At 65.5% G+C, this 7449-nt stretch carries 4 protein-coding genes and 2 pseudogenes; 3 read left to right on the forward strand and 3 right to left on the reverse strand.

Features of this window, described 5'->3' with window-relative positions; translation table 11 throughout:
• Positions 1–26: 26 nt before the first annotated feature.
• The 3 genes and pseudogenes from recR to dnaX form a co-directional block, all read right to left on the reverse strand.
• Positions 27–629 (reverse strand): recombination mediator RecR, encoded by a 603-nt coding sequence (gene recR, locus G3436_RS04040; protein WP_163941582.1) that lies wholly within the window; start codon positions 627–629, stop codon positions 27–29.
• A gap of 97 nt (positions 630–726) precedes the next feature.
• Complete coding sequence (locus G3436_RS04045; protein ID WP_010226011.1) at positions 727–1053, reverse strand: YbaB/EbfC family nucleoid-associated protein; 327 nt, start codon at positions 1051–1053, stop codon at positions 727–729.
• 65 nt (positions 1054–1118) lie between these two features.
• Positions 1119–3174 (reverse strand): annotated as a pseudogene (gene dnaX / locus G3436_RS04050) (DNA polymerase III subunit gamma/tau).
• A 473-nt stretch (positions 3175–3647) separates the two neighbouring features.
• Between dnaX and G3436_RS04055 the strand changes: the two are divergent.
• The 3 genes and pseudogenes from G3436_RS04055 to G3436_RS04065 form a co-directional block, all read left to right on the forward strand.
• The gene (locus G3436_RS04055) at positions 3648–5369 is read left to right on the forward strand and encodes a hypothetical protein (protein ID WP_163941583.1); all 1722 of its coding nucleotides are present in this window, start codon (positions 3648–3650) and stop codon (positions 5367–5369) included.
• 45 nt (positions 5370–5414) lie between these two features.
• Positions 5415–5840: a hypothetical protein gene (locus G3436_RS04060; protein WP_163941585.1), complete on the forward strand. Its 426-nt coding sequence runs from the start codon at positions 5415–5417 to the stop codon at positions 5838–5840.
• A gap of 18 nt (positions 5841–5858) precedes the next feature.
• Positions 5859–7449: pseudogene (locus G3436_RS04065) on the forward strand (glycosyl transferase family protein); the annotation flags it as partial.

Here is a 7449-nt window from a genome sequence, read left to right on the forward strand (position 1 = left end):
GCTTGCCAGCGAAGGGGCCGACAGGGTTACAACGCGATGGGTTTGCGCCCCGCGAACGAGTGCGCCAGCGTCCCGCCATCCACCAGCTCCAGCTCCCCACCCAACGGCACGCCATGGGCAATCCGCGAGGCGATCAGGCCCTTGTCCGCCAGCAACTGCGCGATGTAGTGCGCCGTGGCTTCGCCCTCGACCGTCGGGTTGGTGGCCAGGATCACTTCGGTGAAACTGCCCTGCTCGGCAATGCGCGACAGCAACTGTGGTATCCCGATGGCATCAGGCCCCAGCCCGTCGAGCGGCGACAAGTGCCCCTTGAGCACGAAGTAACGGCCGCGATAGCCGGTCTGCTCCACCGCATACACGTCCATCGGCCCCTCAACCACGCACAGCAGGGTGTCGTCACGGCGCGGGTCGGCGCACTGCGGGCATAACTCCTGCTCGGTCAGGGTGCGGCACTGGCGGCAATGGCCGACACCTTCCATGGCCTGGCTCAGCGCCTGGGCCAGGCGCACACCGCCGCTGCGGTCACGCTCCAGCAGCTGCAAGGCCATGCGCTGGGCGGTTTTCTGGCCGACACCGGGCAGCGTGCGCAGGGCGTCGATCAGTTGGCGAATCAGGGGGCTGAAGCTCATGGTAAAAGGCCTGGCAGATCATCGGTTGAACGGAAAAACGACGATGGGAGCGACAACCCACAGGCTGTGCTCCCACCGAGGGTAACGCAGGCGACGCTTAGAACGGCATCTTGAAGCCCGGCGGCAGTTGCATGCCGGCGGTCATGCCACCCATTTTCTCCTGGCTGTTGGCTTCGACCTTGCGCACGGCGTCATTGACGGCGGCAGCGATCAGGTCTTCGAGCACTTCCTTGTCTTCCTGCATCAGGCTGTCGTCCAGGCTGATGCGCTTGACGTCGTGACGACCGGTCATCACCACGCTGACCAGGCCTGCGCCCGATTGGCCGGTCACTTCGGCATTGGCCAGTTCTTCCTGCATCTTGGCCATTTTTTCCTGCATCTGCTGCGCCTGCTTCATCAGGCCGGCCATGCCACCTTTCATCATGGGAATCACCTCGGTATCAAGTTACTTGGCGCACCGCGAGCCAGTCGCGGCGCTGGGGTAAACGGTTAGTCGCCCTGGCTGACCAGGGCGTCGACAGGTTCAATAGTATCGTGACGCACGGTGGCGCCGAACTGCTTGATCATCTGCTGGATGAACGGATCGTTGTCGATCGACGCCTCGGCCTCGCGCTGGCGGTTGGCACGCTTGCGCGACGCGGCCTGGGCCGGGGTTTCCTGCTCGGGGCGGATCAGCTCGATGCTCAGGTTCAGCGTACGCCCCAGGTGCTGGTTGAGCGCATCGTTCAGGCGACGCTGCTGGGTGGCGTTGAACAAGGCACTGTGCGCAGGGTCCAGGTGCAGCAACCAGTTGTCGCCGTCCACCGCAATCAATGTGCAGTTGGCCGCGATGCTGCCGGTCATGCCCGAAATCGGCAACTGACCAAACATTTCGAGCCATTGCAGGGCCAGGCCGGTAGCGGGTTGCGCCGCAGGCTCAGGCTCCGGGGCCGGCTCGGGCGCGGTCTCGCTGGCCAGTTCGTCCAGGTAGCTGTAGCCCACCGGATCGATCTCGGCATCGTAATAGTCTTCGTCCAGCGGCGGCTCGTCGTCGCGCTCCATGCCGGCCGGGCTGTAACTGCCGTGGTCTTCGGCGGGCGGCTCGTCCTGACGCGGTATGGCGGGCTCGGGCGCCTGCACCACAGGTGCGGCAACCGGCTGTGGCTGTGGTTCCGGATCGGGTTCGTGTTCGGGTTCGGGTTCGGGCTCAGGTTCCGGCTGCGAGACGGGCACCGGAGTGCTGGGCTCGTTCCAGGGCAGGTCGATTTCAGGCGCGGGCTCGACAGCGGTCTCCACCACGGGCACGGGTTGCGGTGCAGGCTCTGGTGCCGGCTCATGCTTCGGCTGCCCGGCAGGCGCAGGCTGGGGTGCAACGGGCGCAGCCACCACCGGGGCGGCGACCACTGCCACCGCCGCCGAGGAGTCAGCTGTGGCCTGGCTGATCCCCGTCGACTTTAGCGTCGGTGTCGGCGCATCGACCGTGTCGGCCGGACGGAACGCCAGCATGCGCAGCAGCACCATCTCAAGCCGCCGCGCGGGTCGGTGCCAGCGGCAGGTCGCGCCGCCCGATCAGGCCCATCTGGTAATAGAACTGCACGTCTTCGGCCGGCAGCGCCTGGGCCAGCGCCAGCACCCGCTCGCGATCACCCTGGCCGTTGTCGACGGCCTCGGGCAGCGCCTGGGCCACGGCCACACGGTGCAGCACGTTGAGCATTTCGGACAGCACACCGTTCCAGTCCGGCCCCTGCTCGGCCAGGTGGCGCACGGCTTCGAGCAAGGCCCGCGCATCGCCTTCGAGCAGCGCCTGGAGCACGCCGTACACCTGGCCATGGTCGAGGGTACCGAGCATCGCGCGTACATCGGCTGCCAGCACCTTGCCTTCACCGAAGGCAATCGCCTGGTCGGTCAGGCTCATGGCATCGCGCATCGAACCGTCGGCGGCGCGGCCCAGCAACCACAGCGCATCATCCTCGAACGGCACGTTTTCGACCCCGAGCACATGGCTCAGGTGCTCGACCACACGCTCGGGGGTCATGTTCTTCAGCGAGAACTGCAGGCAGCGCGACAGGATCGTGGCCGGCAGTTTCTGCGGGTCGGTGGTGGCGAGGATGAACTTGACGTAGGGCGGCGGCTCTTCAAGCGTCTTGAGCAAGGCATTGAACGAGTGACTGGAGAGCATGTGCACTTCGTCGATCAGGTAGACCTTGAAGCGCCCGCGGCTCGGCGCGTACTGCACGTTGTCGAGCAGTTCGCGGGTGTCTTCGACCTTGGTGCGGCTGGCGGCGTCGATCTCGATCAGGTCGACGAAGCGCCCCTCGTCGATCTCGCGGCACACCGAACAGGTGCCGCAGGGCGTCGAAGTGATGCCGGTTTCGCAGTTGACGCACTTGGCGATGATGCGTGCGATGGTGGTCTTGCCCACACCGCGGGTACCGGTGAACAGGTAGGCATGGTGCAGCCGCTGGTTGTCCAGCGCGTTGATCAGGGCCTTGAGCACATGGGTCTGGCCGACCATTTCGCGGAACGAGCGCGGACGCCATTTACGTGCAAGAACCTGATAACTCATCGAAAACCGTCGAATAGATAGACCAAAGACCGCTAATCCTAGCGGAGCAGGGGCAAAATTGCATCCGCCGCGCGCTGGCAAGCCAGCATCCCTTCGGGCAGGGTACGCGGCTGCCGCTTGCGGCGGGAAAGCCGTCGAGGCAGGCGTCAAAAATCCGACGACATTTTAAGTTAATGCCATTTCGCGATAAAAACCGATAAAAACATCACGATTTCTTGACACCTAGCACCTAATGTCACAAAGTTCCTACCGCCATACAGGAAGGATCCTACGCCGCGAAGGAATACGCGCATGGCTACCCCCCCTTCCTCAGTGACCGTCATCCCGTGCGCGCAAGGCCACCCCGGTTTGCCCTACGCTGCCCTCGTCTGCGCGAAGATGACCCGCCAATCACTCCGGCCGTGCGCCTGCGCCGGATCGTCGTGACCCTTTAAACCTTCAGATTGCCGCCACCGCCCACCATGAAGACACTGTTGAATCGCCTGCTTTGCCCGGTCGCCCTCAAGCGTGCCTTGCTCATGACCCCGCTCGCCGTCCCGCTGTTCGCCATGGCGTCGCCCGGCAGCGAGGCATTGCGCGCACTGGCACAGGACGATTGGGTGCACCGCAGTGTTTCCCTGGCTGATCTTGGCATCAGCAATCCGGTGGTGCTGGAGCAGAGCGACAACCGCCAGGCGTTCTTCCTGCCGGTGCCCAAAGGTGTGCCATTGCATGATGCGGCCATCAAGGTACACGGCAGCTTTCTCAAGGGTGAACCGGCCAATGCGGCGCTGAAGATGTCGGTGGATGGCCGCCCACTGTTCGCCCGCCCGGTCAGCGAGACCAGCGGCACGCTGCAGCAGGTGCTGGCGGTGGAAACCTACGGGCACACCTCCGGCTTCGTCAATTTCACCATCGACTGGAGCTCGCCCAGCGGCCAGCGCCTGTGCGAGCCGACCCGTCAGACCAGCAATATCCTGACCCTGTCGCCACACACCGAGCTGACCTACCGCTACTCGATGCAGGCCATGCACACCCTGGCCGATGCCTGGAGCACCCTGCCCGGCCAACCCGTGATCATGATCGCTGCCGGGCCCCTTGAACGCACCAGTTTCGACAGCGCCTGGCGCCTCGGCGTGGCACTTGAGCGCGCGGCCAAGCGCACTCAGGTACGGCCCTTCCCGGCGGTAGGCGATGTGGTGGCCGTCGATGAACTGAAGATGCCCGCCGCCCTGAGCAGCGTCGCGCCGTTCTCGGCCCTGGCCGGCAAGGCCAGCCACACCGTAGCCTCGGCCGCCGAACTGGGCGCCCTGCTGGTGCTTGATGCGCCCGCCACCCGCGCCGACCTGGCGATTGTCGACGCCGCCCTGATCGGCCAGATCAACACCGCACTGGATGCCCTGCGCGCCCAGCTGCAAACCGACGGCGATGCGCTCAAGGCGCTGGACGAATGGCGCAGCCGCCATGCCACGCTGAGCCTCAAGCCGCTGGGCAGCCAGCAGGTTCGCCTTGCCAGCCTCGGCCACCAGGCCGTCATCGGCGTGGCGGGCGACGCGGCGCCAAGGCCCGCCGGGGTGTTCGATTCGCAGTGGCGCAACGTACTCATCTCGCCCGAGGCGACGATTCATGCAGCGGGTGAAGATGCCGCCGAACGCCCTCTGCGCGTGACCAACCTGGGCGGTTCGCCAACCGCGTTCGATGTGGTCACCCGCGGCGAATGGAATGCCGTGTTCCCACTCAGCGCAGTGGCTGCCGATGGCCGCATGCCCGGCGAACTGGTACTGGACGTGGCGGCCGCACCGGGCGCATCGAGCACCCTGCCGGTGGCGTCGGTACTGTGGAACGGCATCCTGCTCAATGCCAGGCAACTGACCGCCGATGGCCAGCCCGAGCGCCTGAGCGCACGGGTACCGGGCTACGCGCTGGGCGTGACCAACAACCTGCAGATCCGCTTCCAGCGCCAGCCGGTCTCGCCCAACTGCGCCGAGATCCCCCCAGGGCTACCCGGTCAACGTCTTGCCCACCAGCTTCCTGCGCTCGGCCAAGGCCGAGGCCGACGGCACGTTTGTCGGCTTGCTGCCACTGCTGGCCGGTCACTCGCAGGTCATCCTGCCCACTACCGCGCTGACGGCGCCGGCCGCCCACCTGCGCCAGCTGATTCGCCTGGCCAGCGCCGCCTCGGTGTCGCCGGTACACGCCGAACTCAGCCTGGCTGACAGCGCACAGCGTTCAAGCCCACCAAACCGTTCCTGTCGCTGGGGGTGAACCTGGACGGTGCCAAGCCGCTGATCGACGTCAAGGACCTGCAGCGCCTGCGCGCGGGTGGCGACGACCATCGCCTGCTCGACCTGCAAGGCCCGCAGCCACTCAGTGCGGTGTCGGTGGTCAATGCCAACAGCCAGCCCGGCGTGATCTGGTATGCCCTGGGCGACCAGGTGCTGACCCCGCGTGAAGCCTTCGTGCTCAACCAGGGCAACGCCGTGGTGCTGAGCGAAGACGGCCCGCTGACCTGGGTCGACAGTACCGACCCGCAACTGAGCCAGAAACTGGGGCTGAGCGGCACGCCGTTCCATCAGTGGCGCCAGTACCTGGCCTGGACCCTGCCACTGCTGGCCACCGCCGTGCTGGGCATATTGCTGCTGGGTGTGCTGGCACGTCGCAGCCGCCTGAAGAAAACCGGCAAGTAACGACTACGGGATCAGCTCATGTCCTCACTCTACTTGCCCTACCTGCTGGCCGACTACTATCGCGTACTGGAAATCGCGACCGTGGTGGTCGGCATCCTGATCCTGCTGTCCAGCCTCGACGACCTGTTCATCGATGCCTGGTACTGGCTGCGCCAGGTCTACCGCAAACTGCTGGTCAAGCGCCGGCGCTACACGCCGCTGACCTCCGAGCAGCTGCGTGCCCAGCCGCAGCAGCCGCTGGCGATCATGATCCCGGCGTGGCTGGAGTACGACGTGATCGCGCCGATGCTGGAAAACATGGTGGCCTCGCTGGAGTACAAGAACTACTTCATCTTCGTCGGCACCTACCGCAATGACGCGCGCACCATCGAAGAGGTGGAGCGCATGCGCCGGCGCTACAAGCAGCTGATCCGCGTCGAAGTGCCCCACGACGGCCCGACCTGCAAGGCCGACTGCCTGAACTGGATCATCCAGGCCATCTTCGCCCACGACAAACACCTGCCCGAGCCGTTTGCGGGGGTCATCCTGCACGATAGCGAAGACGTGCTGCACCGCCTGGAGCTGCACTACTTCAATTACCTGCTGCCACGCATCGACTTCATCCAGTTGCCGGTGACCTCGCTGGAGCGGGGTTGGTACGAACTGGTGGCCGGCACCTACATGGACGAGTTTGCCGAATGGCACACCAAGGACCTGGTGGTGCGCGAAAGCATGTCCAAGATGGTCCCCTCGGCCGGCGTCGGCACCTGCTTTTCGCGGCGCGCCCTGCTGCAGCTGTCGGCCGAGACCGACAACCAGCCGTTCAACACCGACACCCTGACCGAGGACTACGATATCGGCACGCGTCTGGCCCGACGCGGCATGAAGCAGATTTTCGGCAAGTTCCCGGTCGACTACGTGGCACGCCGGGCCACCTGGTTTGGCCATGGCCAGGAAAGATGGTCGCGGTGCACATGCCGCTGGGGGTACGCGAGTATTTCCCCGACACCTTTCATACCGCCTACCGGCAAAAAGCCCGCTGGACCCTGGGTATCGGCCTGCAAGGCTGGACCCAGGTAGGCTGGGCCGGCTCGCTGGCGACCAAGTACCTGCTGTTTCGCGACCGCAAGAGCCTGCTCACCTCGTTCGTGGCGATCATGGCCTACATCCTGCTGGCCCAGCACCTGTTGTTCATGCTGCTGGGGGCCAGCGGCTGGTGGTCGCAGTACTACCCCTCGGCGTTCAGCCCGCACAGCGGGTTGCTCGAACTGATGTGGGTCAACAGCATCCTGCTGAGCCTGCGCATCGTGCAGCGCGCCTACTTCACCGGGCGCCTGTATGGCTGGGAGCACGCACTGCTGTCGGCGCCGCGCATGATCATCGGCAACTTCATCAACGCCATGGCCGCCGCACGTGCCTGGCGCCTGTACCTGGGGCACCTGCTGCTGGGCAAGCGCCTGGTGTGGGACAAGACCATGCACGACTTCCCCTCGGCCGACCAACTGGTGCAACAGCGCCTGCGCCTGGGCGACCTGTTGATGTCGTGGCGCGCCATCGACGAAGCGTCACTGGCCAAGGCCCTGGCGGCTCAGGCCATCGAACACAAGCCGCTGGGGCAGATCCTGCTCGA

The organism is Pseudomonas brassicae, from assembly GCF_010671725.1.
Lineage (GTDB): Bacteria > Pseudomonadota > Gammaproteobacteria > Pseudomonadales > Pseudomonadaceae > Aquipseudomonas > Aquipseudomonas brassicae.

Coding starts and splice junctions, on each gene's coding strand:
- recR (WP_163941582.1), bottom strand. CDS start 629: ATGAGCTTCAGCCCCCTGATTCGCCAACTGATCGACGCCCTGCGCACG.
- G3436_RS04045 (WP_010226011.1), bottom strand. CDS start 1,053: ATGATGAAAGGTGGCATGGCCGGCCTGATGAAGCAGGCGCAGCAGATG.